The sequence below is a fragment of the Pedobacter sp. ISL-64 genome (assembly GCF_018613605.1).
Taxonomy (GTDB): domain Bacteria; phylum Bacteroidota; class Bacteroidia; order Sphingobacteriales; family Sphingobacteriaceae; genus Pedobacter.
The window spans coordinates 316,708-340,833 of the sequence record NZ_JAGGPU010000004.1 but is presented as its reverse complement, the minus strand read 5'-3'; the positions used below and the strand labels follow the sequence as shown (position 1 = coordinate 340,833).

At 37.3% G+C, this 24,126-nt stretch carries 22 protein-coding genes; 11 read left to right on the top strand and 11 right to left on the bottom strand.

Translation table 11 applies throughout. The annotated features are described in order from the left end of the window. Window positions 1-47 precede the first annotated feature (47 nt). From J7E57_RS06085 to J7E57_RS06075, 3 genes are all read right to left on the bottom strand, one after another. Entirely contained in the window at window positions 48-992 is a 945-nt protein-coding gene (locus tag J7E57_RS06085; protein ID WP_215126058.1) for a FecR family protein, read from the bottom strand. Window positions 993-1,055: 63 nt separating this feature from the next. Further along, window positions 1,056-1,619 (bottom strand): RNA polymerase sigma factor, encoded by a 564-nt coding sequence (locus tag J7E57_RS06080; RefSeq protein WP_215126057.1) that lies wholly within the window; start codon window positions 1,617-1,619, stop codon window positions 1,056-1,058. A 488-nt stretch (window positions 1,620-2,107) separates the two neighbouring features. Continuing rightward, the gene (locus J7E57_RS06075) at window positions 2,108-3,112 is read right to left on the bottom strand and encodes an LLM class flavin-dependent oxidoreductase (RefSeq protein WP_215126056.1); all 1,005 of its coding nucleotides are present in this window, start codon (window positions 3,110-3,112) and stop codon (window positions 2,108-2,110) included. Window positions 3,113-3,566: 454 nt separating this feature from the next. Between J7E57_RS06075 and J7E57_RS06070 the strand changes: the two genes are divergently transcribed. The 3 genes from J7E57_RS06070 to J7E57_RS06060 all read left to right on the top strand — a co-directional run bounded on the left by J7E57_RS06070 (window position 3,567) and on the right by J7E57_RS06060 (window position 6,051). Then, a complete protein-coding gene (locus tag J7E57_RS06070) occupies window positions 3,567-4,292 on the top strand; it encodes a LytR/AlgR family response regulator transcription factor (RefSeq protein WP_215126055.1) in 726 nt (241 codons plus the stop codon). 232 nt (window positions 4,293-4,524) lie between these two features. After that, the gene (locus tag J7E57_RS06065) at window positions 4,525-5,664 is read left to right on the top strand and encodes a sensor histidine kinase (protein WP_215126054.1); all 1,140 of its coding nucleotides are present in this window, start codon (window positions 4,525-4,527) and stop codon (window positions 5,662-5,664) included. A 177-nt stretch (window positions 5,665-5,841) separates the two neighbouring features. Then, window positions 5,842-6,051: a cold shock domain-containing protein gene (locus tag J7E57_RS06060; protein ID WP_215126053.1), complete on the top strand. Its 210-nt coding sequence runs from the start codon at window positions 5,842-5,844 to the stop codon at window positions 6,049-6,051. A gap of 511 nt (window positions 6,052-6,562) precedes the next feature. Here J7E57_RS06060 and J7E57_RS06055 read toward each other — a convergent pair. Next, complete coding sequence (locus J7E57_RS06055; RefSeq protein ID WP_215126052.1) at window positions 6,563-7,051, bottom strand: hypothetical protein; 489 nt, start codon at window positions 7,049-7,051, stop codon at window positions 6,563-6,565. A gap of 263 nt (window positions 7,052-7,314) precedes the next feature. On the opposite strand from J7E57_RS06055, the gene J7E57_RS06050 reads away from it, so the two are divergent. Then, complete coding sequence (locus J7E57_RS06050; protein ID WP_215126051.1) at window positions 7,315-7,941, top strand: hypothetical protein; 627 nt, start codon at window positions 7,315-7,317, stop codon at window positions 7,939-7,941. 40 nt (window positions 7,942-7,981) lie between these two features. Here the strand turns inward: J7E57_RS06050 and J7E57_RS06045 are convergent, their stop codons facing one another. Both J7E57_RS06045 and J7E57_RS06040 read right to left on the bottom strand, forming a co-directional pair. After that, on the bottom strand, window positions 7,982-8,869 hold the full coding sequence (locus J7E57_RS06045) for a sugar phosphate isomerase/epimerase family protein (protein ID WP_215126050.1): 888 nt from the start codon (window positions 8,867-8,869) through the stop codon (window positions 7,982-7,984). Window positions 8,870-9,312: 443 nt separating this feature from the next. Further along, the gene (locus tag J7E57_RS06040) at window positions 9,313-10,683 is read right to left on the bottom strand and encodes a YeiH family protein (RefSeq protein ID WP_215126049.1); all 1,371 of its coding nucleotides are present in this window, start codon (window positions 10,681-10,683) and stop codon (window positions 9,313-9,315) included. 315 nt (window positions 10,684-10,998) lie between these two features. Here J7E57_RS06040 and J7E57_RS06035 point away from each other — a divergent pair, with 315 nt between their 5' ends. After that, a complete protein-coding gene (locus J7E57_RS06035; protein ID WP_215126048.1) occupies window positions 10,999-11,394 on the top strand; it encodes a DoxX family protein in 396 nt (131 codons plus the stop codon). Between the two features lie 1,343 nt (window positions 11,395-12,737). On the opposite strand, the gene J7E57_RS06030 is transcribed toward J7E57_RS06035, so the two are convergent. The 4 genes from J7E57_RS06030 to J7E57_RS06015 form a co-directional block, all read right to left on the bottom strand. Beyond that, window positions 12,738-12,911, bottom strand: coding sequence for a hypothetical protein (locus J7E57_RS06030; protein WP_215126047.1), 174 nt, complete (start codon window positions 12,909-12,911; stop codon window positions 12,738-12,740). Between the two features lie 14 nt (window positions 12,912-12,925). Beyond that, the gene (locus J7E57_RS06025; protein ID WP_215126046.1) at window positions 12,926-13,708 is read right to left on the bottom strand and encodes a DUF1223 domain-containing protein; all 783 of its coding nucleotides are present in this window, start codon (window positions 13,706-13,708) and stop codon (window positions 12,926-12,928) included. A 213-nt stretch (window positions 13,709-13,921) separates the two neighbouring features. Continuing rightward, window positions 13,922-14,683 carry a LytR/AlgR family response regulator transcription factor gene (locus J7E57_RS06020; protein ID WP_215126045.1) on the bottom strand — a complete coding sequence of 254 codons (762 nt, stop codon included), beginning with the start codon at window positions 14,681-14,683 and terminating at the stop codon, window positions 13,922-13,924. Next, complete coding sequence (locus J7E57_RS06015; protein WP_215126044.1) at window positions 14,664-15,683, bottom strand: sensor histidine kinase; 1,020 nt, start codon at window positions 15,681-15,683, stop codon at window positions 14,664-14,666. The genes J7E57_RS06020 and J7E57_RS06015 overlap by 20 nt, the downstream gene beginning before the upstream one ends. A gap of 472 nt (window positions 15,684-16,155) precedes the next feature. Between J7E57_RS06015 and J7E57_RS06010 the strand changes: the two genes are divergently transcribed. Further along, the gene (locus J7E57_RS06010; protein ID WP_215126043.1) at window positions 16,156-17,205 is read left to right on the top strand and encodes an alpha/beta fold hydrolase; all 1,050 of its coding nucleotides are present in this window, start codon (window positions 16,156-16,158) and stop codon (window positions 17,203-17,205) included. A 55-nt stretch (window positions 17,206-17,260) separates the two neighbouring features. Next, the gene (locus J7E57_RS06005; RefSeq protein ID WP_215126042.1) at window positions 17,261-17,719 is read left to right on the top strand and encodes an organic hydroperoxide resistance protein; all 459 of its coding nucleotides are present in this window, start codon (window positions 17,261-17,263) and stop codon (window positions 17,717-17,719) included. Window positions 17,720-17,793: 74 nt separating this feature from the next. Here the strand turns inward: J7E57_RS06005 and J7E57_RS06000 are convergent, their stop codons facing one another. Further along, on the bottom strand, window positions 17,794-18,261 hold the full coding sequence (locus J7E57_RS06000; RefSeq protein WP_215126041.1) for an Lrp/AsnC family transcriptional regulator: 468 nt from the start codon (window positions 18,259-18,261) through the stop codon (window positions 17,794-17,796). 586 nt (window positions 18,262-18,847) lie between these two features. Here J7E57_RS06000 and J7E57_RS05995 point away from each other — a divergent pair. From J7E57_RS05995 to J7E57_RS05980, 4 genes are read left to right on the top strand one after another with little or no spacing between them, the layout of a single operon-like run. Beyond that, complete coding sequence (locus tag J7E57_RS05995) at window positions 18,848-21,361, top strand: XrtN system VIT domain-containing protein (protein WP_215126040.1); 2,514 nt, start codon at window positions 18,848-18,850, stop codon at window positions 21,359-21,361. Further along, window positions 21,355-22,692, top strand: a complete 1,338-nt coding sequence (gene xrtN, locus J7E57_RS05990; RefSeq protein ID WP_215126039.1) for an exosortase N — start codon at window positions 21,355-21,357, stop codon at window positions 22,690-22,692. Before J7E57_RS05995 ends, xrtN begins: the two co-directional genes overlap by 7 nt. Then, a complete protein-coding gene (locus J7E57_RS05985; RefSeq protein ID WP_215126038.1) occupies window positions 22,689-23,195 on the top strand; it encodes a hypothetical protein in 507 nt (168 codons plus the stop codon). The genes xrtN and J7E57_RS05985 overlap by 4 nt, the downstream gene beginning before the upstream one ends. Further along, window positions 23,183-23,938: an oxygenase MpaB family protein gene (locus J7E57_RS05980; RefSeq protein ID WP_251029815.1), complete on the top strand. Its 756-nt coding sequence runs from the start codon at window positions 23,183-23,185 to the stop codon at window positions 23,936-23,938. Before J7E57_RS05985 ends, J7E57_RS05980 begins: the two co-directional genes overlap by 13 nt. Window positions 23,939-24,126: the final 188 nt, after the last annotated feature.

Sequence of the window (24,126 nt, the reverse complement as noted above, 5' to 3'; positions counted from 1 at the left end):
GCCAGTCTAACTGGCACCGCTAAGTATTTCTATATTACCTGCTCATCTCATCTGTATATATTAAATGTTTTATGATTTTTTGATCCGTTGAATTTTAGGTGGTGCAGGCTGCAGATGATATCCAAAATCTCTTCAGGCGATTGTTTGCTACTGAAAGAAGCAGTGGTTTTAAGTTTGGCCAAAGCACTGTCATTCAGCAAAATTTTAATGCTGTAGGCATATTGGAGTTTGCTGATTACCTGTTCTAAACTTGCTCCGTCAAAAGCAAGTTCGATATAGGTCGCAGATTTATTTTTGCCAATGTCAGCTCGACCGGCAGTTTTATCATAGATTAAAAACTCATCTTTAATCAATGTGCCCAGATTTACCTTTTTGTTGCTTACGGCAACCTTTCCGGTAATTACGGCAACTTCGATGTGTTTGCTGGCCTGATACGACTTAACCTTGAAAGAGGTGCCCAACACCCGAATGTCGACCCCAGATGCAGTATGTACCGTAAACGGTCTTTTTTCCTGATGGGTAATATCAAAAAAAGCTTCGCCCTCTTTTAATGCAATCTGGCGGTTGTTTGAAGCGAATGCTTTAGGATAACAGAGTTTTGCAGACGGACCTAACAAAACCACCGAACCATCTGATAAGGTAATGTGCTTCCGTTCTGTACTTCCGGTAACTACGGTAACCTGATTTTCGAGCTTCACTGGGATATTGAGTTTCCAAATGCTTATTCCCAGTGTAATGATGATGAGTACGGCGGCAGCAATCCTGATAAAAGGCTGTAATCTGAATACTTTGCCATGTTCTGGCTTTTGGTGCATAGCGGCCTGAAGGTGAACAAGCATTTGCTCCCCTATCGCTACTTTACGATCGGCTGCCAATTCAATATTTTCCTGATTGAGCGTGGCATACCACTCTTCAACTTTTTTTTGCTCTTGCGGACTTGCCTGCTTATTGAGATATTTCTGCAGCAGTTCCTTTGCCTGTTCTTCTGTCATTTAAATACATGTCAGTTGAAAAGCAGATCGGTACTAACCAAAAATGTTATCTATAAATTAACTTTATGTTAAGCCGATTAAAGCCGCAATGAGCAGGATATAGGAAAGGCTTTTTTTGAGCAATTTTAGCGCTGCAGAAATCTGGTTTTTTACTGTCTGAACCGAAACATCAAGTTCTAAAGCTATTTCTTTGATGGATTTTTCCTGTTTTCGGCTCATCGAGAATACCAATTGCATTTTTACGGGCAAAAGTGCAATGGCGGCATCAACTTCTAAATGAAGCTCTTTTAAAATCAGTTTATCATCAGCTGCTGCAATATGCTGCTCATCCATTAGTGCTTTAAGTGCAGTTTGGTGATATTCTTTAATGCTGCCTGACCTGAAATAATTAATCACCTTATATTTTACAGCACCATAAAGATAGGCACCGAGGCTTCCTGTTAGGCTAATTGCTGTTCGGTTCTCCCAGAGGGATATGAAAATTTCCTGTGTAATATCCTGTGCCAATGCCTCATCACCCGTTTTTTTAAAGGCCGCATCAAAAACATTCTCCCAGTAGGTCTGGTAGATTTCCTCCATAGCCCGGTGGTCGCCAAGTTGTAAAGATGAAAATAATGAATTGTCCAAAGGGATGCCGCTTTATAAAACGCAAAGCTAAGAAGCCAATATTCCCTTAGTATTAATAAATCTTAAAGAGTAGATGACGAATGATGGGAAATGTAAGATGGAAAATGGATAGCATTTCTGCTCGCATCTTCGATATCTTCAATAAAACAATCGTCATCTCGACTGGGACGCAGTGGAATGGAGAGATCTATCTCAATAGATTTAGCTTCGCTAAGCCTTCGGCTCCACGGCGTTGCACTCCGCTACCATTGACAGACTCCAATAGAATAGTCGTCATCTCGAATGTAGCGCAGCGAAATGGAGAGATCTTTGTACCAAGTTATTGAAATTAAATTTAAAAGATTTCTCCACTGCGGTCGAAATGACGATATTTCAAGACTATTCACCTGCTTTACCCATCTGTCATTCATTTTGATTTTTATGAAATAAATTATCCCTCGAAATGACGAACCATGAAGGAAGACATATCCGCAATGACTCCTAATCACTTACCCAAACAACCCGGCAAAAATTCTATTCGAATGCAATTTTGCCTGATGATCGTAAATATGCGAGGTGCTCATGATCTCGTTTACGCCATATTTTGCAACAAAAGCTTCTAAATTCCCGCTAATGGTTTCGGCACTACCAATAAAAGAATAATACAACATTTGTTCTACAGCTTCTTTTTCCAACTGATCCCAATATTGATTGATATCATCAACTGCAGGCTTTAACAATTCTCTTTTACCTGTAATTACACCCAGGAACATCCGCTTTACCGAGCTTGATAAACGTTCAGCTTCTGCATCGGTATCGGCAGCAACCACATTTACGCAGGCCATTACATAAGGTTCCTGTAAAAATGGGGAGGGCTTAAAGTTATTTCTATAAATTGCGATGGCTTGTTCGAAATAAGCTGGTGCAAAATGACTGGCAAAAGCATAAGGGAGGCCTTTTTCTGCTGCTAAGCGTGCGCTATCTGTGCTCGAACCTAAAATCCAGATCGGAATATCCAATCCTTCTCCCGGAATGGCCCTTACACTCGAACGATTATTATTCGCAGAGAAAAACTGCTGTAGTTTCTCAATATCCCTGGGGAAACTATGAACAGCACTAAAATTTTCGCCACGGATGGCCATTGCCGTAACCTGGTCGGTTCCGGGTGCCCTGCCCAAGCCCAGATCGATACGGTTGGGATAAAGAGAGGCCAAAGTGCCAAATTGTTCGGCAACAATTAAAGGTGCATGATTGGGTAGCATAATGCCTCCAGAGCCTACGCGGATGCTATCGGTGCCACCAGCAATATAACCAATAAGCACAGCTGTTGCCGAACTGGCAACACCAGCCATGTTATGGTGTTCAGCAAACCAGTAACGTGTATAACCTAAAGTTTCAGACTGTTTAGCTAAATCGAGGCTTGTTTTAAAGGTATCTGCAGCAGTAAAACCATCTAACACGGTTGCAAGATCGAGAACGGAATAACGTATATTTTTCAATAAGTGATCAGCCATAAATTAATAGGAATAAAATCTATGCTGCAAAAATATCCTTAATAAAACCAAGTCTGGTTTATCTGAATATATATGACGTTTAACCAACACTAATCAGCACAAGTGGGTATTATGCAAGGAATCTGTGCAAAGTGAAAACCCGGTCAGACAGCAGAGACTACACGGATGTAGAAGTATATATCTTATTGTAACAAAACGTACAAATCTGCGCTCTTAGCTTGATTAAAACTTGTAATTCGATTAGCAAAGCCATTAAAGGAGGAGTATATTTCTTTACCGGTATTCTAGAATATTTTTATGGATTATAGCTATTGCCTGCATCTTTTAAACTTAATTGACACATTTTTGCGTTAAATTAGTAAATAAGAAAAGACTTTAGATTAATCCGTACAGATAGTACCCTTTTCGGTATGAAAAGGCGTAATTTCGTTATAAGAGAAACAGATTTTTGAAGATGATTAAGTGTATAGCCATAGACGACCAGTTCAGTTCCTTAGCGGGGCTACAAAAATATATTGAGGATACCCCGAACATGCGACTCGTGCAGCAATATACTGATCCAGTTACTGCTTTAAGAGAGCTAGCCAACTCAGAAACAGTCGATGTAATTTTTATGGATGTGGAAATGCCCCAGATTTCCGGCCTGGAACTGGCTAAGGCCATCCGCTTTAGAACCAGAAAGCTCATCTTCACCACTTCACACCAGGAATACGCCTTTGATGCTTTTGAAGCTGCAGGAGATGCTTATTTGCTTAAACCATATAGTTACGCCAAATTTGCCACTACCATTACCCGTCTTTTTGGACAGGAAATGACAGGTGGGGCCAATGAAGATTACTTTCTGGTTAAAAACAAAGAAGAAGAACACCGTGCGGTAATGGTTAAATATGAAGATATTATTGCTTTTGAAAGTTTCCACAATTACATTAAAATACATACTGTAGAAAAAGTAATTATTGCTTATTTGAGCCTAAAAGATGTTCGGGAACAGCTTAGCCTTAAGAAAGGTTTTATACAGTTACACCGCGGTTATATTGTTGCTATTGATAAGATTTTATATGTAGATGGTAATCGGATTACTATGAATAACCACATAAATTTTACCGTTGGAGATATATATTATAATGAATTTAGAAACTTTATTTCTGAAAGGTTAATCATTAGCAGCCGTAAAAAATAACGGCTACTAATGAAATACTTGCTGAATTTAAATTACACATATGCCTGTAGTGATTACAACGGTAGTTGGTTCGGAAGTACTTATTGGTTCATTTATTTTTCCATTATATTTTTTTTTAAATACAAAAAGTGTTCTTTTAGCTAGTTTTTGAGTTTTCATATCTTTTTTTCGAAAACTAGCTGCGATAGCACGCTATAACTTTAATCGTTACACAAATAGTAAATAAGTCTTTATGAATAGTTTAAAATGGAGCAACAGTATGTTGCGAAATTGGCTGTATACTTACCGGATACACATAATTGCATGGACTGTATTTATCATTTGGGAAACGCTGATGGTGCTTTATTTTGCAGGTATCTTAGGAACGTTCGGCAACTACGCTATTCACTACTTGATTAATATGACCTTATTTTACACCTATCCTTTACTGATAGAAAAAGCCATAGAGTTCCCTAGCGGAGCGGTATGGAAGGTTCCTCTGGTAGTTATCCTCGCAATCTTGGCCTATTTGGGCATAGTTACCGTAGTTGATATTCTATTAAATACTTATACCAATATTTTACCGGGGAAATTGCCAAGTTTTAGGATCAGAATATCCAGGGTACTTTATAGGGGTTCGTTTTTCCTTCTTTTTTCTACAGGTTACTATTTCTTAAAGCGGTTCATCAAAGAAAAAGCAGAAAAATCCCGTATCGAAAAACAGCGTTTTCAAATGCTTATTGATAAGGAAAAAATGGATAAGGAATTAGCTATGTCTAAGAATGCTTTCATGAAAGCACAGATTAATCCACATCTGCTCTTTAATACTTTTGAGTTTATACACCAGAAACTAAGCACCTACTCTCCAGAAGACGCCAAGGTAATACTTTATCTTTCAGATATGATGCGTTTTGCTGCCAATACCCAACATAATGAAGGCTACGTATATTTAAGTGAAGAGATTGCACAATGCGAAAACCTGATTGGTTTGCACCGCATTACGCAAGGTGCAATTTATATTGAGCTTGCTAGCGGCCCTGATCTTGATGAAATCAAATTAATTCCGCTTGTTTTGCTTACTATTTTAGAAAACATGTTTAAACACGGGAATCTCAATAACATAGAAAATAAGGCCACTATAGATGTTTATACCTTTGATGACAAACTGCGTATCGAAAGCCGAAATTTACCCAGATTAGTACAAAGCAAGGTAGGCTTTGGTTCAGGAATGGACAATATCCGTAACCGATTAAAATACGCTTATCACCAAAATGCTGAAATAACCGCAGGAATTGACGAAGAAGGCTTCTATATTTTAAGCATAAGTATTTCCCTAAATGCATTAATAATAGAATCAGAAGATAAAAAAGCTGAACAAACTATCCCTCTTTAGCAATTAAATTGGCCCAATAAGAAACCCTTCTACATTTTCACCATCAAGAAATATTATCGATTTTCTCAACTTAATGTAACAAAATTATTACTATATTAAACCATCCTAATTGACGTTCTAATATTTAAATAAATCTTCATTGAAGAATTAAGGGTAAATCTTAACAAAACAGAAAAAATGAGAAAGGGTACAATATGCTATGTAGATCAAAATAGTGGACATGGCATTATTAAAGATGAAAATGAACAGAAAATTCAATTCTTTTTAATGGAACTCCAGGAAGAAATCAGGCTTAATGATGAAATTTCTTTTGAAATAGAGCTTACAGCAAGAGGACTTGCTGCAACAAAAATACATTTAGTTAACACTGCAGAATTAACATCTTAATAGCACCTCAATTAAACTTTGAGGCCAATACTAAATCGAATAAAGGAAATTAATACTGATTTAAACCTAATTGGCTATCGTTGTACTAATAACCTGAACTCGATTAATAACTAACATGCCTTTAAATATCTACTGTAGATATTCTCAACTCACTGTCATCACCCTGACCTATAGCGTAACGGAAAGCTACGCAGTAAACCGAGCCTTAGGCGAGCTCACCGAAGGTAATTTATTTCAGGGTCTATCGAGCAGGAAGGATGCTGGCCACGTAGTAGCTACAAGACAATTGAAAACACTATTTCTACTTTTAAAACAAGTTCAGCATGACGATCGCGTTAGGGAAATGAAGCTAAAAACTGATCACAACGTGTAAATATTAATCGAACTAAGGTTAATAATATGCTCAATAAATCGAAAAGATGCTGTAGCAAATAAGTTCACAGGGGAATTTATATATGATATTTTAAATTGAAGTTTAACATGGAGCAGAATCCCTGCTTCCAATATAAGACTACCATTTCTGAATAGGATGATAACTGGATTTTTCTTCCTTGCGACTAAGTTTCTTTATAAAATCTTCACCAAAATCGTGGCTGTAAACTTTAAAATTGATTGCCCACTCATCCTTTATCATGGCAGGTACAAATTTTTCAAACATTTTTTCAAATGATCTGAAATTTACAAAGGGCTTGCAGACTACCATATATTCAGCATCTGAATTCACTATAATTTCCTCAATAAGCTTTGGCCATCTCAATTTAATCTCGATAGGCAAATTTTGATATTGCTGACAATCAATAAACCGTCCGATGTTTTGTATAAGCTCTTCAGATAAGGAACCGCCTAGCAATGTTTTCCACTTTCCATCTTCTTTTGTTATCCTTTCCAATACCTGTTTATGGTCAAGAACAGTCCACAGCTCACCTCTCGAAAGCTGGATAAGCTGAAAATGCATGATATCGCCATTAGGCAGATTAAAGAAAAAGTCGAGTTCGATCATCAATAATGAGGTAATGCTATGTATCGCGAACCCAAAAGTATAGAACTATTTCTTAAGCACAGAATTAAAAACTTAATTGCGAACTCTTCTCCATAAAAATTCAATCTGCTAAGCGAAAGAATTGCATATGTTTTTTAATCATTAAATACCTGTTAAATAAAAAATTGATTTTTATCATCAAAAAAAATCAAAAATAGCTTAAAAACGTAATATTAAACATACAAAAAATTTAATTTTAGCAATTATACATATATCTTTGCGGCATGAAAAGTACCAAATTGTCCGCTCTAGTATTCCTTGTAATCACTTCATTATCTTGCTTATCAATTCATGTTCTTGCTCAAAACAAGCCAACAAAACCAGCTGATATTTTCGAGAATGTAGATAGATTGAACGGAAACGATATGATTGAACGTTTAGCTGCTCAGCGCAGTGCATATAATAAAAACCGTTCGAAAAATAGCCTTCCAAAGGCAGAGTACATCATCAACAGGAATAACTTAACCCTCGTTAGCTTTAATGGCTTAGATTATTATATAAAAAACAATAGGGTAATAGGCATACAAGGACTAAATCTTTCGGACGAAGTATTGAACCAGATTACAGACAAATTGGTTCTTTTAGACAGCATCCAGTTTAATCAAAGTGAGCGGTCGAATACCGAACATTTTAATCCAAATGTTGATTTTCAGAAGATCAGGAATATCGACCGTCAATTTATGCTTACACTTAAAATGTTATCGAGCACTGTAAGAGACATAGCTGCACTTACTAAAAGTGAAAATCCATCTTTAACCGTTGAGACCAACGTTGCAAAAATGCGTTTACCAAATATTGATAAGGCTGCAGAAAAATCAAATGTGCAATCGCTGGTATTATTGTCGAAATAACAGCATTTATATATCTTATTTCAGTAGAAAAGAACAATAATTAATCTGCTTTCTTTTCCGAATACACTTCTGCAATCTGAGCAGAAAGATATTTGAAAGCAAGCGGCATTTCTACAGCAGCATTTTTGATACTTCCTTCCATAAAGATGAAACCTTTATAGTTTATTTTGTGCAAGGCTCTTAAATAAGGCTTAAAATCGTCGCCCATAACACCTGGCAACGACCTGTTTTGTTTTTCGGCAACTTCAGAAAATGCAATTAATGTTCCGGCCTCAATAATTTCATTTGGGGACTCTCCTTCACGCATCATGTGAAATATATCAGCATTAAGCCTGAAATTTGGATGATCAATCTCCCTTACAATTTCTGCAGCTGACTTTAACGAGGTGATGAAGTTAGTTTCGGTGGTTTCTAGATTTTCCAGCAAAATTGTAACCTTATATTTCCCGGCAATTTGCGCTAGTTTTTTGCCCAGGCTAATAAAATCTGATTTTGCCTTAACGACATTATAATCAGCCGGAATGCTCCTTGCACCAGAGCTGCCCAAAACAATAAACTTGATCCCCGCTTGTTGAGCTCTTGAAAGAACAGTTTCGGTATAAGTTAAAACCTTCGCTTCATCTACCTCTGGGCCAGCTATTTTTATACTCGCCGGATAGAAAAGGTTACAGGTTAATACTTTACATTTTGCAGCTTTAATCTTTATCACGTTGGCACGAAACTGATCATCTGTTAATGCAGGTGAAAGCACCTTCGGAACAGATTCGCCAATCATTTTAAAACCAGAGGCATAAGCTAAACTGTCCTGTGCTAAGCCAGATACAATCCCTAAACGCGGATATACCTGTTTATCAGAAATAAAACCACAAAAACCGGTGTAAACCAGGCAGATAAAAAAAGCCAGATAGCTAAATTTTGTACTTCTCATATTGTTATTTAAACGATTTGGTCAAAAATGAAGTCTCAAGCTCCCCTTCTTCTCCTAATTAACTGAACAACTTGCTGGTGAGTGTCTAAGAATTCTCCCTTAAAGATAGTATAAAATCTAATCATTAAGTTTTGTATCAGCAAAATCACAGATTCCTAAGAAAAAAGAATAAATGGAAGCTCCTTTCGATCAAATACAAAAATAACTTCTGCCATTGGGCAGTTTTTAAATCCAGTTCGTCAACAATCTAGCTATGTTGGTATAATAGCGGCATTTCTACTGCAACGTTTTTGGGGTAAAGGCGTCTTGCGCATTAAGATTATTCATTTTTGCATCTGTTTTTAAAGCATTCATGAGCTCAATCGTTCGGTTATCTTCGTTCCTCGCAATGACGACTTTACCATAGGAATCTGTGAACGATAGCGTAAAACCCAATTCCTCACCTATTTAAAATCAGGTATAGGAAATAGATATCCGCCAAATAAAATATACGACCATAAGAGGGTCCAGAATATGTTAAATATTTGTGCTGTAACAAATGTAAATGCGGGTTTACCGCCCTGAAGTTTTACCAGTGATGAAAATTTAGCTTCCATACCGATTGAAATAAAAGCGATTGCAAACCACACTGTACGTAAGCCGTTTAAGGTCGGTCCAACACTTTTTGCAGTTGTGGGAGATAACAGGAAAGAAAACACTAAAGATGCCGCAACAAAACCCAGTACAAATTTCGGGAATCGCTCCCACACAATTTTCAACCCCGGGCGTTCTGCTTTGAAGGGTATACCATCTTCACTTTTAGGTTTTTTATAGGCCCACCATATAGCTATAAAAAAAGCAGCAACACCAATAAAAACATTTTGCGAAAACTTGGCAATAACACCTGCTTTAACGGCTATTGGCCCAACCAAATCGCCTGCAGCAGTTACGGTTGCCGTTGTATCTAAGGTACCACCCAGCCATGCTCCACCAATCACCTCAGGTATATGAAAATACTTTACCGCCCAAGGCAGAATAATCATCATCGGGATAGCCATAATCAATACCAAAGTAGTTACATAAGATAATTTACGTTTATCACCATTAATAGCGCCTGCAGCAACAATTGCTGCAGAAACACCACAAATAGATACGGCTGAGGCTAATATTACACCAAATTCATCATCTACTTTTAACTTGCGGCTTAACCACATCGAAAAAAACCAAACTACAGTAACAACAATAATGGCCTGTATTATACCGGGTAAACCAGCTTTGATCAGATCGGCCGATAAAATAGTGGTTCCTAATATCACCAAACCTGTTTTAATATAAAACTCAGACCGTACTGCTTCTTTTAGCCAAGATGGCAACTTGATCAGGTTGCCCAATGCGATACCGATAAGCAGTGCAAATACCACATATTCTAACCCAAAATAGGATACACTTTTATTGCCTCCGATAATAAAAGAAACGATAGCTAAAAAATAGATGAGCGCAAAACCGCCAGCAAACCGCGCAACACTGCCTCCAGATAAACCTATCGCTACCGAAGCTAAGGCCAGAAAAACTGCCCCCATTTCAACAATTAACAATAAATTGGGTGCTGATAATATTTTACCGAAAAGGTCTTCACTGGTTGCCCATTTAAATGCAGGTAAACTTATTACAGTACCATTGTTAGTTAAACAAAGTACGGTGGCAATAATAATCGTTCCCAATATAACAGCCCACCAATCTTCGGTGAGTGATTGTAAAAATGTTTTCTTATCTGGGCTTATCCCAGCATCTATTAAGGCTCCAGTAGTATCGGCTGCGTTGTTTCGATTCGACATAGTTGATTAATTATGGTGTTAATTTGATTTCAATTCTAAAAATATTAGTGGATAACGATCAATAAACCGTAAACGAATACCCAATATCGAAACTAAAGTAAATATTCAGGAGGATTTTATCCGTAACAAATATCTGACTTTGATCTACACATTTATTAGTAGGCCTTTTTAAGTTAAAATGCATCACAAACTAATCTTTTAAAACAAATTCATTCAATTGTCTAATTCAGGATTTAATTTGTCTGGTTCAGATCCATTCAACTGGTTTTTGGAATGTTTATGCAACATTTTTGGGCAACTTAAAAAAAAAATATTATGACACTTAAAACAACAAAAACCATTTATTGGATCGGCGCCTCACTAACTTCGTTATGGTTTGGCACCAGCGGAGTTTGTGAACTCACAAAAACCCCTATTGTTTGGGACATTACATTACAACTGGGATATCCGGCATACTTTATTTATGTACTTGGTGTTGCTAAATTAGCCGGAATCGCAGTTCTACTAATCCCCAACAAATTGTTAAGGTTAAAAGAATGGGTATTTGCAGGGATATTCTTTGATATCATTTTTGCATTCTGCTCAAAACTAATTGTGATCGGTCCGCTAGCCACTACCGATGCCATTATAGCCTTTGGTATCGTTACAATAACCTACCTGATGTTCCAAAAACTTTATCCTACCCAATATTCAAATTTAACTACCGTTTAATAATTGAATAAATTCTGACATAAAAGGGGCGCTTAGCGCCTTTTTTATGATATAAACCTGAATTCGATTAATAATATATCTTAAAAGTATATTACAGGTATTTTTTAAGAGTGCCGTCACCCTGAACCGAGCCTTAGCGAGCTCACCGAAGGTAATTTATTTCAGGGTCTTATAATAGTGGGAAAGATGCCGACCACGTAGTAGCTACAAGACAATTGAAAAAACTATTTCTACTTGTAAAACAAGTTCAGCATGACGATCGGATTAAGTAAAGGAGCTATCAAATCAATCATTATGATTGCAATATTAATCGAACTCAGGTTATTATCAAATATTTTTTCTTTTTTAGGAAATGAAAGGCAGCATTTCATAGGTGCGGTAGCCCCGCCGTTCGCTATTGGCGGATGAAAGATTTGAGTTTCCTGCACCAGCCCAGGTTAAATAAACCTGATTGCCGGGTAGAGCTTCCGATCCTTCATCGGAACTCGAACCAAAAGCGGGGCTGTAATGGCCAAGAGCCACAAACCGTTCATTTCCTATTACTAACTATTTTTTATTTTTTGGAAATGAAAGGGCAGCATTTCATGGGGGCTGTAGCCCCGCCATTCACTATAGCTCCGATAGAAAAAATCGGAGGCTATCGCTACTGTCGGGTTTAGTTAACAAAGGTCTGTCTACCATACCTCATTTTTATTATTTGTGGATGAAAAACGCTATTTCCTGCACCAGCCCAGGTTAAATAAACCCATATTGTCGGGAAGAGCCTCCGTTCCTTCATCGAAACTCGAACCAAAAGCGGGGCTGTAATGGCCAAGAGCCACAAACTGCTCATTTCCTAGTACTAACTATTTTTTCTTTTTTAGGAAACGAAAGAGCAGCATTCCATGGATGCTGTAGCCCCGCCATTGGCTATAGCTCCGATAGAAAAAATCGGAGGCTACCGCTACTGTCGGGTTTAGTTAACAATGGTTTGTTTACAATAGCCTATTTTTATTATTGCTGGATGAAAGATTATGGTTGCCTGCACCAGCCCAGGTTAAATAAACCCGATTGCCGGGAAGAGCTTCCGATCCTTTACCGATAAATCGGCACTAAATTAGCATCGGAACTCGAATCAAAAGCAGGACTGTAATGGCCAAGAACCACAACCATTCATTTCCAAATAACCTGAATTCGATTTTTACAATCATAAAAGCTAATCATCCAAGGCTGTGAACACGCTGTTACGTGCTATATTTGTGGCTAAAGCACAGTGCGCATTGTCTCTAAATAAAAAAGTCGCCAAATATATGGCGACCTCCTAACTAATAAACATTGCTTATGAATTTGCAACTAGATTTATGTTATACAATTGGCTCATTCTCCAGTCTTTTCTGTTTTTTCTTTCCGATGCTTTGCACCATTTCACATTGCTGTGGATTTTTTTCAAATGGAGGGCTAACCAGAAAAAGTGTCGACATTAAGCTTGCCAATCCAACTAATAAACTGTTGGTTGTAGTATTTTGATGATTTTCCATGGTGATGAGTATGATTAAAAAGTTGTTGATGCATTTACTACTGAAATTGCGCCTGTTGTTTTATGCTGAACCATTCCGATTACTTCCCATTTTTCGGCACTGCTGCCTTTAGGGATATTTAATACTGCGGTTCCAGATTTTGCATCCTTAAGAGATAGTGTTAAGGTTTTACGTACAATTTGGACATGAGATAATTTAAGTCCTGCATTCTCCCCACGCTGTACATCGGTGTTGCCGCTCTTTTGTACCAGAGCAAAAAGGAGATCGTCGCTAGCCTGAGTATCTTTGGTTTCGTAATTTATTTTCAGTACATCCCCATCCCTTTTCGTATCGAAGGCTAAACTGGCTGTATACTTTTTATTCAAAAGCTGTTTATTAATGGCATTTCTCACGTCGTTTTCATTAGATCCTATAAATTCCTGAGCGCCGTTAATAACCAATTGAGGGGTATAAACCTGTACGTTTAACCAAGCACTATATTTTTTTTGCCTTTTTGTATTTTCCGGACTTCCGAAAACATCCTTCCAACCTAAATTATCAAAATAATCGACATGATATCCAAGCACATACACCGGTTTTCCATTAGACTCTTTCTCTATTTTAGCCAACAGTTCTTCTGCTGGCGGACAGCTCGAACATCCTTCAGACGTAAATAATTCCAAAACGGCAAAGCCTTTTCCATTAACGGGCTGCTCCACTTTTTTTTCTTGTGCAGATCCTACCCAAATAAATGCGCTAAGTGCTATTACTGCCACAATGACCGCATTTACGATCGCTATTCTTTTTAGTGTTTTCATAATTTCTATTCTTTTTTTATCAAAAATAAGTGGATAGTATGTCTGAAATTAGGTGGAAATAGCCGAACCGGACAAATTGGTGGAAGAGCTAGACAGGAAGCCGATAAATAAGACAAATTAGCTACGAGCACGCCTTAAAGCAAAAAAGGCCAGAAACGGATATCCGTTTCTGGCCAAGCTTGTTACTAATAACAGATAAATATTGATTTTTCTTTACCTATCTTCCATCCAGGAAAGAAAAGCAGGTGTTTTTTCCTTATTAATCAGCAACTTATCTGGAGTTTCAATCACCAGTTTAACAAACAATTTTCTTAAGAAATAATGTTCTATTTCTTTAATGGCTTTAAAGTTCACTAAATATTGGCGGTTAACCCTGAAGAACTGTTTAGATGATACCAATGCTGTAATCTGATCAAGAGATTGACTTAATGCAAACTCTTGTTTATCGAAGCACATAATGGTTGAAGCATCATTTCTGATGTAAAAGAAAGCAATATTCTCAGTTTTAACAGTGGTATATTTCTGGTTTTTAAACACTAAAAAGCTCTCTTTCCCGGCGGGGCTGCTCAATTTTGTCAATAAATTGCTTAAATCGGGAATTACTTTTTGCTGAAAAAAATTCTGAAGGCCGTCTACCTTTTGGAAAGCCTCCTGAATATCTGTTTTGGAAAATGGTTTTAATACATAATCTACTCCATTACGCTTAAAAGCTTCTAAGGAGTACTCATCGAAGGCCGTGCAGAACACAATAGGACTGTTTACTTTAACCTGTTTAAATATTTCAAAACATAATCCATCTGCCAATTGAATATCCATAAATATCAAATCGGGCTGTGGCTGTTCTGATAACGCTTTTACCGATCCTTCGATGCTCTGGTACTGCCCTACTATTTTCACGTCGGGCCTCAGGCTCAAAATTATATTCTCGAGTGATTTAGCTGTTTTCAGCTCATCCTCAATGATGATGATGTTCATGAATTGATGGGAGTTTAATTTTAAAAATTTGGCCATCGTTAATAATTTCGATTGGCTTTTCGAGAAGATGCTGGTAGCGCAACGTGATATTTTTTAGTCCAACCCCCAACGAGTTGTTATCGGCAGTTTTTAAACGGATAGGGTTTTCCAAAACAATTTGCCCATCTTCGGCATACAAGCTGATGCGCAAAGGTTTATCCAGCGAAACTACATTATGCTTGATACAGTTTTCGATTAACAGTTGCAGTGTAAAGGGAGGAATTAGGGTCTGCAATATTTCTTCATTTAAAGTAGAAGTAAAACTAAAACCACCATCAAATCTTGCCTGTTGTAAAAATAGATAGGCATTGAGTATTTCCATTTCTTCCGAAACGTGAATCAGGTCTAATTTACGGCTCTCGAGGGTATATCGATAAAAATTAGAAAGCTTAAGGATAAAATCGACAGCCTCTCCATCGCCGATTTCTACCATAGCCTTTAGTGTATTGAGGCTATTAAAAAGAAAATGAGGATTAACCTGCTGCTTTAGCAATTCGTACTGAGCGCCCAAACTATCACTTTTGATTTTCTCCAATTCCATATTCACCTGTTGATTTTCGTAATTTTGTTGTAACAGATGAAGGAACATATAAAAAATTAAATTGATCAATATTCCCCTTACTTCAACCATCAACATCACCGGACCGAAATTAATGTGCGAAAGGATCAATTGCTGAATCCACGCTAGGCAAAGCATAACACCAATACCAATTAAAAGGCTTTTAAATAACCTGGAGTAGGAAATCCCCTGTTTGTTTGGCCTACTGCTCTTTCGCGATAGCATGTAAATATTCAAATACCACATCAACAAAGCAAATACCGAGGTAATACCAGCATTAACTGCCGCTTCGGCTGCATTAAAATGATGTTCTGCTATTTGCGGAACAGAAGATAAAACTCCAAGAAAAATGGAACTTACCCAGATAATGGCAGGCGAAATCTTTAAAGGGTTTTTGGTCATATCAGTTTTTAGCCTGGCTAATTAGGTGGGTTGGGATAATCAAAAATAATATTTTTTTAAATATGATGGCTGCACCACATATATCTCTTCTTTTTTCACCTAAAGTAACCACGCAAGTCTTATAGTTAAACAATTTTAAACCTGAACCAGACGGATTCGGCGCTTAAGTAGACAATGTCAGGTTTAAATCAGCACAAGAATTGTGTTTTTATTTCGGTAAGATCCGTGTTTCGTTAAAATAATTAACAAACGCATAAAAGGCTAACAATAGAAAATGTATCAACACGATAGCCGGCGCAAAATGATACCCATTCCTTTGAATTCAATTATAGTCTTACTCAGGGCTAACAATGTATAAGTCAAAACCTAATTTGTCTATTTCATCTCGAAAACACTAATCTCCCCTTTCCATCCGCATTAATTTTGACATACCTAACGGAGTAAAACATTAATTATCAACAAATTTTAGCAAATGGAAAATCAAAATAATTATAGCCGCCGGCGCTTTTTAAGCTTAGCAGCATTAACCGTGGCCGCTGCAGAACTCGGTGGGTTAAACCTTTTGAACGCCAAAGGAATTACAAAAAATAAATCCAGCAATAATAAAATCAATGGCAATATATCCTTCGATAGGATAAAACAGATTCATGCCGGTGTATTAAACATGGGTTATGCAGAGAGCGGACCTGCAGATGGGGAACCAGTTATACTGTTACATGGATGGCCTTATACAATTCACAGTTATACCGATGTGGCCGCCCTGCTTTCTGCAGAAGGATATCGGGTAATCGTTCCGCACCTCCGCGGCCATGGCAGTACGCAGTTTCTTTCGGCAAAAACACCGAGAAATGGACAACAATCGGCCATTGCCACTGATATTATTGCTTTGATGGATGCCTTAAAAATAGATAAAGCAGTAATTGGTGGCTTTGATTGGGGAGCAAGAACGGCAAATATTATGGCTGTATTATGGCCTGAGCGCTGTAAAGCAATGGTTTCGGTAAGCGGATACCTTATTGGAAGCCAAGAGGTAAACCAAAAACCATTGTTACCAAAAGCTGAGTTATCATGGTGGTATCAGTTCTACTTTGCAACTGAACGTGGCCGTTTAGGATATGAAGCTAACCGAAAAGATTTTGCTAAACTGATCTGGCAAACCGCTTCTCCAGAATGGAAATTCACTGATGCCGTTTTCGAAAAGTCGGGAGTTGAATTGGACAATCCAGATCATGTGGCCATTGTAATTCATAACTACAGGTGGAGATTGGGGCTGGCAGATGGGGAAGCACAATATGAAAAATATGAAAAAATACTAGCCACATTTCCGGCAATAACGATTCCAAGCATTACACTCGAAGGTGATGCAAATGGTGCACCGCATGGCAACCCAGATAATTATGCAGCTAAGTTTAAAGGTAAATACGTGCACTATAATCTTAGTGGAGGCATTGGGCACAATCTTCCTCAGGAAGCACCTAAGGCATTTGCAGATGCCATTATCCAGGCAGCAATGATGGCGTAAAAAAAACTAAAATATTCTGCTAATAATTTTAACAATCATAATAAATTTTAAAAAAATGGAAAATCAAAATGTAATCGAATCAGCAAATACGTTAAATGTAGTGATCAACAAAGTGCTTTATACAGGAAAAGTACATGTAAATGGCGGTCGTGAGGGCTTCGCAAAAAGTAGCGATGGAGCGTTTGACACCGCACTATCATCTCCTGGCAGTGCAGGAAAAGGAACTAACCCTGAGCAATTATTTGCTGCAGGCTGGGCTGCATGTTTTATTGGTGCAATGAAACACAATGCTCCCCAACTTAAAATTGTACTTCCTGCTGATACTGCAATTGATGCAGAAGTTGATCTGGCTTTGGCCGATAGTGGTTTTAATCTTCAGGCAAGATTAAATGTGGTTTTACCTGGGCTTACCTACGAAGAAGCAAAAACAGTGGTTGAAGCTGCTCACCAAACCTGTCCATACTCTAAAGCTACCCGTGGTAATATCAATGTCCGGATCAACGTAGCGATATAAACTACTATAAATCAAAAAAAGCACTCCAGATTAAAATTGGGGTGCTTTTTTGATTTATTAATTTAATAATCTTGCTATACAGGAAAAGCAGTTTCGCGTTTAGCCTGCGTAATTACAAGCGAGCTATTAAGGGTACCTATATTATCCAAACGGCCGAATTTATTGATTAGAAAATCGTTATAACCGATCATATTCCTTGCAACAACTTTTAACATAAAATCAAAGCCTCCTGTTGTATGGTAACATTCCAGTACTTCATCGAGTTTGCTTACCTCCTCCTGAAATAACCGGAAGGCATTAACAGAATGATTGGTAAGCTGAACCTGTAAATAGGATATCATACAGTTCTCAAATTTATTAGGATCGATTAATGCTACTACCGAAGCGATAAATCCTAAACGTTCTAAGCGTTTTACACGTTCCTGAATTGGCGATTTTGACAAATGCAGCATAGCAGCCAGTTCCTTATAGGTTAGCCTTGCATCTTTTTGTAATAGTGTTAAAATATCTCTGTCTGTTTGGTCAGGGCTGTATAATTCCATTATAGTGATTAGTCTATTTATTTCTTTTCTAGGCTTAGTTTATAATGAATATCCAAATATATAAATACTCTCCGTTAAACCCTTAAGCGGAGCACAAAAAAAAGAACAAAATTTTGGCGAAAAGTATAATTAAAACTACCAACAGAATTAAATTCCGAAAAAGCCTATTCAACAGGACATTTTCCGTATTTATCAGGCACCTTCGTTTTAATTGTCAATGCGACAGATATTTGTTTAACGAATGAAACAACCGCTAACAGCAGTGCGTTGATTTAGTTTAGTTAATGATAACAAGAGCGCCAGCGCGATGCTGGCTCTTTTGCTTTTAAACTCATACGATTAGCTGGTGCAAAGCCATGGTAAATAACCGCCTTTTTCCCAATTTTAAGCCTGGCTGATCTCCAATTTCCCAACCCCAAAACAAGAGCCGAAAATGTCCACTCGCAAAAATCTTCAATATTTTTTTTGGAATATTCAGTTTTTAGTTTTTACTTTGAAATACAAAGCACTTTACGAAACAGCAATAAAGCTGTTTTTTTTCTCGACAAAAACTTTGAAATACAAAGCACTTTAAAAACCAAAAAACATGAATCAATTAAATAAATTACGTTCACAGGATCCTCTATATTTTAGCGGATTAATTATGGTAGCCATTTCTGCAATCATTTTTGGACTAACCATCAATATCGAACAGGAAAATAGCACAGGTGTATTTTTTGTTAACTACGCCCTATCTGCAATTTATCAAATCTGCTTACTTGTACATCTTTTCTCGAATTATAAATGGCATTGGGGGCAAGGAAAATTACATCATACGGTTTTATTACTCATTCTATTATTCATTAGCGCATTTAGTTTAAACCGCGAAATGAATGTATTTGATAGCTCAGTAACATGGTGTTCAATATGGATTATCCTGTCGGTTATTACATTAATCCTTGCCTCGAACTTTAAATTGGTCCTTTTACAAAAAATCAGGTATATCCTCTTCTTTTTTGTCGGGCTGGCCTTAATACTTTTCATTTATTATTCCATGTATCTATTTCCGCTCTATGTTATTAGTTTGATTGGCTTAGTGGCTTTAGGCATCTCTATTCATACTTATATTCCATTATTTTTAACGATTGTTACCATTTCCCTTATTACAAAGGCTACACGCATTGATAGAAAATTGTGGTATCCAATCGTTGCAGGTTGCTTATTACCTCTTATCATATTAACCTTTTTCTCTTTAAAATGGCAACAAACCAGTGAAAAAATAAACTCAATAATCAACAGAAATAGTTTAAATGATTCGAAATTGCCTGCCTGGGTTGAAGTGAGCCAGCAACTTGAACCAACTTTTGTTACCGAACGTTTATTAAAAACAGGATTCGTGTATCACGAAGCGGATATAGACAATCTTTTTTGGGGAAGGATGCCTAACATTTCATTCGAGGAGAAACAACAACATGACCCATTGGTCGTGATTGCCACGTTATTGTTTAAAAAAACTAACCTCGACGAAAAAGAAAGAATCAATATTTTAAAATCATTACATCGGGCCAGGCATCAGGTGCAAGAGCGTTTATGGGAGGGCGACCACCTCGAAACTATGAGTATAATCAATAACATCAAATTATTTCCGGCATATCGATTGGCTTATACTGAAAAAACGGTAATGATTAAGAACAATGCTAAATTCTCCTGGAGCAGTCAGGAAGCTATTTATACTTTTAATCTCTCACCGGGTTCGGTAGTTTCTTCATTATCGTTATGGATAGCGGGAAAAGAAGAAAAATCGAGGTTGACTACAAAAGCTAAAGCAGATTCTGCTTATAATACCATTGTAGGTGTAGAACAACGTGATCCTTCTGTAATTCATTGGCAAGAGGGCAACACCATTACAGTACGGGTATTTCCTTGCACGCCTAAAGAAAATCGCAAGTTTAAGATTGGTGTAACCAGTCCGCTGCGTAAAGAAGGAAAGCAGCTGATCTATCAACCAATGTTTTTTGAGGGGCCGGTTGCCAACAACGTTTTAGAGACCACTCAACTCACTTATTCAGGCAATATAACAGGATTAAGACTGCCCAAAGCTTTTAAAGAAACGGATCGGAATGTTTATTTAGCTAACGAAAAACAACAATTGAACGCAAGCATTTCATGTTTGGCACCTCCATTATCAACGGAAGCATTTTCTTTTGCTGGCAGCAGTTATCAACTCGTTAATTACAATAAAAAATATAACTCATTTAGTCCTGATCGCATATATCTGGATATTAACCGTAGCTGGAGTAAAACAGAATTCGATTCGGTTTGCACAATGGCGCAAGAAAAACCTGTTTATGTTTTCGACCGTACAATGATCAAACTTACGCCGCAAAACCGCGAAGAGCTATTTAACAAGCTTTCTGGTTATACTTTTAGCTTGTTTCCTGTCCAGGAAATAAGCGCTCCCGAAAAAACATTATTTGTATCGAAGGGAGGTGCACAAACCCCTAACCTAAGCGACCTGGCAGATAGCGATTTTAGTAAAGAGCTTGTAAATTACCTAAAAACGCCAAAACAGATCTATTTTTTTAACCTGGGATTGTTAGAAAGTCCATATCTGAAAGCATTAAAAGAACTTCGGGTATTTAACTATGCATCTGGAAGTATGGAAGACCTGGATAAATTACTGACCAATCATTTATTTATTCAAAATCAAGAAAATGAACAAACTGTTGTAATTGAAAATGCGGCTTTAATGATCAAAAAAGTAGACGATGTACAGACTCAAAATGCACCTGATCATCTGTTACGCTTATTTGCCTATAATGATATCATGAAAAAAGTAGGCCCAGATTTTTTCTCAAAGAATTACATCAAACCTGATTTAGTTGCAGAGGCAGAACAAGCTTTCATTGTATCACCTGTATCAAGCTTAATCGTACTCGAAACGCAAAAAGATTATGATCGTTTTAATATTGAGGAGAACAAAAACAGTTTAAAAAATGCTTCAATGAAATCATCGGGCGCCGTGCCAGAGCCACACGAGTGGGCACTCTTTGCCCTGTGCATGATCTTTGTTAGCTATATGTTGTTTAAAAGGAAAGAAAAACAGACTATAATATGTTAGTTATCGATCTCAAAAAACCAGTCCTTCCCTTTGTGCTTGCGGGAATAAGTTTCGTGTATCTTATTATATTTTTATGGTTTCTACCTGGCTTTTTAAACTGGGGTATAAATTTATATGCAGGTCTGTTACTTGCGCCATTTATCTGTGATCTTAACCGTGGTCAATTCTCATTAAGGTACTTAATCCCTGCTGTTATAACAATTGTTTTAGCTATTTGTATACCAGTTAAGACCTTGTTTTTTATTGCATTGTTATTTGCTACATTATTATTAATAGAAAATAGCCTGGGTAAGTTAAGCGAAGCCTTTTTGTTTTTACTTTTTCTCCTTTCTCCGGTATTTAAATATCTGATCTCTATTGTAGATTTCCCCATCCGCTTATGGCTTACGACTAAGGTAACTGAGCTTCTTAATACAATAGGCGTGCATGCCACTGCCCTCGGGAATATTATTGAACTCGAAAAACATAGTTTTGCGGTAGATCCGGCTTGTGCAGGCTTAAATATGCTTGTTATTTCGCTCATCATCTGTTTATTCTTATTGGTATATCACCAAAAACAGACCGATAAACAGCTGCCATTTATACTGGTTGGCGGGCTGTTTTTCCTAACTATCGGATTAAACATCTGCAGCAATTTTTTCAGGATCTTGTTACTGGTACTTTTCAAAAGTATGCCTGGTACCGTTTTTCATAATGCGATTGGGCTAATCTGCTTATCTATTTATGTTATCCTACCATTAATATTTATTTCTAAAGTTATCATCAGACGCTTTTCCAGGGTCAAACAGATTTCTATTCAAAGCAGGTCAGGAAGTTATAATATCAGGTTTCCGTTATTACATATTACCTTAATGGCTTTGCTAATTTTTATCGCTCGGAATATTGTAAAAGCCGATCAATTGACGCCTATAAACAATCAAATTCAATTAGCCGGCTTCAAGAAGAAACAATTGGAAACAGGAATATCCAAGTTCGAAAATAACGAAGCCTTAATTTATATCAAGCCTGCTGCATTTTATGTTCCCGGGCACGACCCTAAACTATGTTGGACAGGCAGTGGTTATGATTTTAATAATATTAAAAAAGAAAAAGTAGCTAATACTGAAATTTACACCGCCATCCTCAGTAAAGGAACTGATCGGATTTATGCTGCCTGGTGGTTTGATAATGGCACGGTCAAGAGTATTGATCAGTTATTTTGGAGATGGACTGGAGCAATGGGATCGAAGCTTTTTTATCTGGTGAATGTAAATGCGAACAATCGTAAAGACCTTCACCACCAAGTGGTGCAATTACTTGAAAATCAATATTATTTAACCGGTAAGCCATGACTACGGAAGAAAAAAAATTAAGGCGAAGTTCCAAAATATACGTCTGCACAATCATTGTCGGATTGACAATAAGCGGATTAACCGCTTTTCCGTTAGAGACCGAAATGGCCTATCTGGTTAAATACAGTACAATTTTACCAAGTTGTCTTCAAAACTGGATTGAAGCAGTTTATCAGGGACTTAAAGTGACCAACTTACGTTATGCTTTTTTAAGTTATGGCACCGATTGGCTGGCTTTTGCACACATCATGCTGGCCGTGCTTTTTATCGGCCCATTAAAAGATCCTATCAAAAACAAATGGGTAATCGAATTTGGTATCATCTGTTGTGTCTCGATTATTCCATTGGCCTTAATTGCCGGAAACATCCGCCACATTCCAGTATTTTGGCAAATGATAGACTGTTCTTTTGGTATCATCGGCGTTATCCCGCTGATACTATGCCGCATCAACATCAAAAAAATTGAAATATTAGAAGAGCATTATGGATTATGGACTTTGTAAACAAACATTCTATCGTAAGGAAAATATGGGGCAACACAGATGTTGTGCTTTTTATTTTTGCCGGCGCCGCAGCAGAATTTAGTCTGAATAAAGCTGTTGATTGGTTGTATTTTACCGGCAAACTGCCTAAAGATCCACTGGGAAGATTATTTTCTACTGTTGCCTACGCGCAAAAAATCGTGTTTTCCACTTTAACTGAAGCCAATGCAGCGATAGATCAGATTACCATGATCCATCAGCATGTTGAAGCCGGGAGAAGTGCTAAAATTCCAGATTGGGCCTATAGAGACGTATTATTCATGCTGATTGACTATTCTATCCGTGCTTTCGAAGTGCTGGAAAGAAAACTTACTTTAACAGAAAAGGAAGAAATATTTACTACTTTCTATCAAGTTGGATGCCGCATGAAAATAAATGGACTTCCTGGTAATTTTGCGGCCTGGCAAATGATGCATGAACAACAGCTACAGGAAAATTTAATTTATAGTTGCTTTTCTCATGATCTTTTTGATCAGTACAAAAAACACCTGGGTGCGCTGAGGTATTTATTAATGCGAAAAATACAAGCACTCATCGTCCCACTTAAAGTGAAAGAATTGCTTAAACTGGGGGAAGGAAAACCCATTAAACCAATACTTATTTTATACAAAATAAGCAGGAAACTGAGGGTGAACAAACCGTTAAGAAACTTAATTCTTCCTGCAGCATACAAGGCACAGATTTTGGACCTAGAAGCTTTTTAATAATAATAACAGGTTGCATCCATAAATATAGTTTTGTCATCCTGAGGGGTAATTTATTTTATAAAAATCAATATAAATGACAGAAGGGTTTTTATCGTATTGTAAACGGCGAGGAATCGTCATTGCGAGAAGGCTTTTTCAGCCGACGAAGCAATCTTACAACGATCGCTACTAGCGTGCGCATTAAG

Coding starts and splice junctions, on each gene's coding strand:
- J7E57_RS06050 (WP_215126051.1), top strand. CDS start 7,315: ATGAAAAGTACCAAATTGTCCGCTCTAGTATTCCTTGTAATCACTTCA.
- J7E57_RS06055 (WP_215126052.1), bottom strand. CDS start 7,051: ATGATCGAACTCGACTTTTTCTTTAATCTGCCTAATGGCGATATCATG.
- J7E57_RS06040 (WP_215126049.1), bottom strand. CDS start 10,683: ATGTCGAATCGAAACAACGCAGCCGATACTACTGGAGCCTTAATAGAT.
- J7E57_RS05995 (WP_215126040.1), top strand. CDS start 18,848: ATGAATCAATTAAATAAATTACGTTCACAGGATCCTCTATATTTTAGC.
- J7E57_RS06025 (WP_215126046.1), bottom strand. CDS start 13,708: ATGAAAACACTAAAAAGAATAGCGATCGTAAATGCGGTCATTGTGGCA.
- J7E57_RS06075 (WP_215126056.1), bottom strand. CDS start 3,112: ATGGCTGATCACTTATTGAAAAATATACGTTATTCCGTTCTCGATCTT.
- J7E57_RS06010 (WP_215126043.1), top strand. CDS start 16,156: ATGGAAAATCAAAATAATTATAGCCGCCGGCGCTTTTTAAGCTTAGCA.
- J7E57_RS06065 (WP_215126054.1), top strand. CDS start 4,525: ATGAATAGTTTAAAATGGAGCAACAGTATGTTGCGAAATTGGCTGTAT.
- J7E57_RS06020 (WP_215126045.1), bottom strand. CDS start 14,683: ATGAACATCATCATCATTGAGGATGAGCTGAAAACAGCTAAATCACTC.
- J7E57_RS06035 (WP_215126048.1), top strand. CDS start 10,999: ATGACACTTAAAACAACAAAAACCATTTATTGGATCGGCGCCTCACTA.
- J7E57_RS06005 (WP_215126042.1), top strand. CDS start 17,261: ATGGAAAATCAAAATGTAATCGAATCAGCAAATACGTTAAATGTAGTG.
- J7E57_RS06085 (WP_215126058.1), bottom strand. CDS start 992: ATGACAGAAGAACAGGCAAAGGAACTGCTGCAGAAATATCTCAATAAG.
- J7E57_RS06060 (WP_215126053.1), top strand. CDS start 5,842: ATGAGAAAGGGTACAATATGCTATGTAGATCAAAATAGTGGACATGGC.
- J7E57_RS05980 (WP_251029815.1), top strand. CDS start 23,183: ATGGACTTTGTAAACAAACATTCTATCGTAAGGAAAATATGGGGCAAC.
- J7E57_RS06030 (WP_215126047.1), bottom strand. CDS start 12,911: ATGGAAAATCATCAAAATACTACAACCAACAGTTTATTAGTTGGATTG.
- J7E57_RS06070 (WP_215126055.1), top strand. CDS start 3,567: ATGATTAAGTGTATAGCCATAGACGACCAGTTCAGTTCCTTAGCGGGG.
- J7E57_RS06000 (WP_215126041.1), bottom strand. CDS start 18,261: ATGGAATTATACAGCCCTGACCAAACAGACAGAGATATTTTAACACTA.
- xrtN (WP_215126039.1), top strand. CDS start 21,355: ATGTTAGTTATCGATCTCAAAAAACCAGTCCTTCCCTTTGTGCTTGCG.
- J7E57_RS05985 (WP_215126038.1), top strand. CDS start 22,689: ATGACTACGGAAGAAAAAAAATTAAGGCGAAGTTCCAAAATATACGTC.
- J7E57_RS06015 (WP_215126044.1), bottom strand. CDS start 15,683: ATGACCAAAAACCCTTTAAAGATTTCGCCTGCCATTATCTGGGTAAGT.
- J7E57_RS06045 (WP_215126050.1), bottom strand. CDS start 8,869: ATGAGAAGTACAAAATTTAGCTATCTGGCTTTTTTTATCTGCCTGGTT.